The sequence below is a fragment of the Vibrio sp. 10N.261.52.A1 genome, from assembly GCF_002876325.1.
Taxonomy (GTDB): Bacteria; Pseudomonadota; Gammaproteobacteria; order Enterobacterales; family Vibrionaceae; genus Vibrio; species Vibrio chagasii.
This window is the reverse complement of record NZ_MCYD01001087.1, coordinates 1-2,438: the sequence shown is the minus strand read 5'-3', so window position 1 is coordinate 2,438 and position 2,438 is coordinate 1. Positions and strand designations below refer to the sequence as shown.

The following is a 2,438-nucleotide window of genomic DNA, read 5'->3' as shown; positions in this document are numbered from 1 at the left end:
TTGACCTTCCATTCACCTTCGCCATAAACCTTGAGACCAGTGGTATCAATGGCCAGATGTTGTATTGCGCCTCTGGTTTTGGTTTTAAATGAAACCTCAACTTCCTTAGCTCGGCGGCTTATACAGGTGTAGTGTGGGCAAACAAGCGGGATGTTAGCCAGCTTAAATACGGAGTCAAGAAATCCTTGCAGCGCTCTCAATGGCATAGAGAACACGCGTTTCACCATCAGTGCAGTAGTAATGGCTAAGTCGCTGAATTGGCGAGGTCTACCACGCTTACCTTGTTTGTTTTGCTTCCACTCGGCTATCGCTTCCTCATCAATCCAAAAGATCAGGGAACCACGGTTTGTTAAGGCTTTGTTGTACAGCTTCCAGTTAGTTGTTTTGTAACGAGGTTTCGGCATAAGGCTACGACGATTGATGGGTGTAGCCGATCAGATCGTAACTTCCTGATTTAGTTCCATCGAATTACGCAACAAAGCCCCTACACTCAGTTCTTTTATCTAAGATGATATGTGAGAATAACTATTTGAATTCATAGGTGTAAGAAGCGCCAACACTGTTATTTTCACCGAAGTCATCCTCAGCAAAGATAGTGAAGAAGTTGAATGATTGAGCATCACTCAACTTGTAGCTCGCGCCGACACCAGCCCAATACCCTGAATAATCATCAGAGCCCATTGAACCACCACCGAAACCCATGATAGACCACTCATCCGTAATCGTTTTTAAGCCAAACGCGCCAATGTAACCACCGTGTGTTGCACTCGGCATCAATACATAGTCAGAGCCAACGTTATCATCATCGAAAACCGCTACTTCGCCATCATTATAACTGTAGCCCGCCATAGGGAAGATTTGCCAACCGAACGGCTCAATGTCGAAATAACTCAGTGGTATAAACGTACCAATACTGTAGTTGTTCTTATAAGCATCGTTGTCGTATTCAGAGCGGCTAAAGTTGAAATTGACGATCCCCATAGGCAACAACCATGAACCGCCTACTCGCCACTCTTCGCCATCAGCGTTAATACGAGCATTGATCATTCGTGCTTCATCTAACCCAATAGACCCAGAGAACTGCAGATCTTCGTTATAAGCAACGCCAGCTTTGGTTACGATCTTAGTCGGGTCATCTGGGTGCTTCTCTTCAGCCAAAGCACCCATCGAACCAAGCATTGCCGCAGCAGCAAGTAATAGATTACGTAATGTCATTAGAAGGTCGCACTAACGCCAACAAAGTGGATACGGCCATCGAATGAGCCGTTTAGCAAAGTATTACCTTTTGGTCCACTTCGGTTCATATCAACTGAACCCAAATCTGCGTACTCATAGAACACGTCGATCAAGATATCATCCCAATAGGTTGAAGCACCTACCGAGTAGCGATACTGTTCACCTACAGGCAGGTCAACCCATTGCATTGACGGATCATCTTGTGGTGAGGTCTCGTAAGAGAAGCCAGCTTTCAAACGCCAGTCTGAGTTAAGTTGGTAATCTGCGCCTACCGCAAATTTCCACACATCATCCCAATCACGTTCGATTGGAACGCCGCCAAAGTCAGTTGCTCCGAAATCTAATACCGTTTCGTCCCAAGCGCTCCAGCGGTGGAATTGAACGCTCGCCAAAAGATCAAGTTGAGAATTCAATGCATAACTTGCACTGAAGTCAATGATTTCAGGAAGAGCAATATCTGTAGACAAAGAGTTAGCAACATTACCTAAACCTTTCACTTCGTTATTAAACTCGTGTTCTAGCTTAGATCTATAGCTGGCACCTAACTTAAGTTTATCTGTCGGTGTGTACATTACGCCAAAGTTATAGCCGTATGCCCAATCAGTGTCTTGTTTAGCAGTAAGCATTGACGTTGTTTGTTGGAATGCAGCCCAACTGAATTGCACACCTGCGCCTACTGACCACTGGTCATTCAGCTTATAACTTAGTGATGGGTTCACTTGCATTGCAGTGAGAGTGATATCTTCTAAAAGTGCTGCACCCGCCCAATTGCTGCCGTAATCTAAGCTAGAGCCACCGACAGCACCAAGTGCAATACCAAGGTGTAACTTGTCAGTGACTTGATGAGCGTGGAATGCGCCAAATGAAGGCATCACTGAGTGAGCTTTACCATCTTGCTTGTCACCGTTATCTTGATATTTCATCTCAAGATCGAAAGCCATGGTGTTGATGGTCGTCTTACTTTCGCCCATGTGAGACATCGTGGCAGGGTTTGTCCACATCGCCGCTGCAGATCGAGTGTAAACACCGTCGCCAGCACCAGTAGTACCAGCGTTGGCAACGACAGCTTCTTGCAAAAACAGGCCACTTGCGAATGCATTTAAGCTCGTAAAAATTGCAGTGGCAGCTAGAGAGTAAGTAAAAGTTTTGTTCATCAGAGCGCTCATTTAGCCTTAGACATTAAATTGCTCTAAGGTTACCGC

Annotated in this window: 3 protein-coding genes; all 3 read right to left on the bottom strand. The window is 45.4% G+C overall.

Annotated features, from left to right (window positions below; all coding sequences use genetic code 11):
- The coding region (locus BCT81_RS23410) for an IS5 family transposase (RefSeq protein ID WP_133152697.1) at positions 1-404 on the bottom strand (404 nt) is incomplete at its 3' end.
- Positions 405-525: 121 nt separating this feature from the next.
- The gene (locus BCT81_RS23405; protein WP_102426032.1) at positions 526-1,215 is read right to left on the bottom strand and encodes a hypothetical protein; all 690 of its coding nucleotides are present in this window, start codon (positions 1,213-1,215) and stop codon (positions 526-528) included.
- A complete protein-coding gene (locus tag BCT81_RS23400; RefSeq protein WP_102426031.1) occupies positions 1,215-2,390 on the bottom strand; it encodes an outer membrane protein transport protein in 1,176 nt (391 codons plus the stop codon). The genes BCT81_RS23405 and BCT81_RS23400 overlap by 1 nt, the downstream gene beginning before the upstream one ends.
- Positions 2,391-2,438 lie beyond the last annotated feature (48 nt).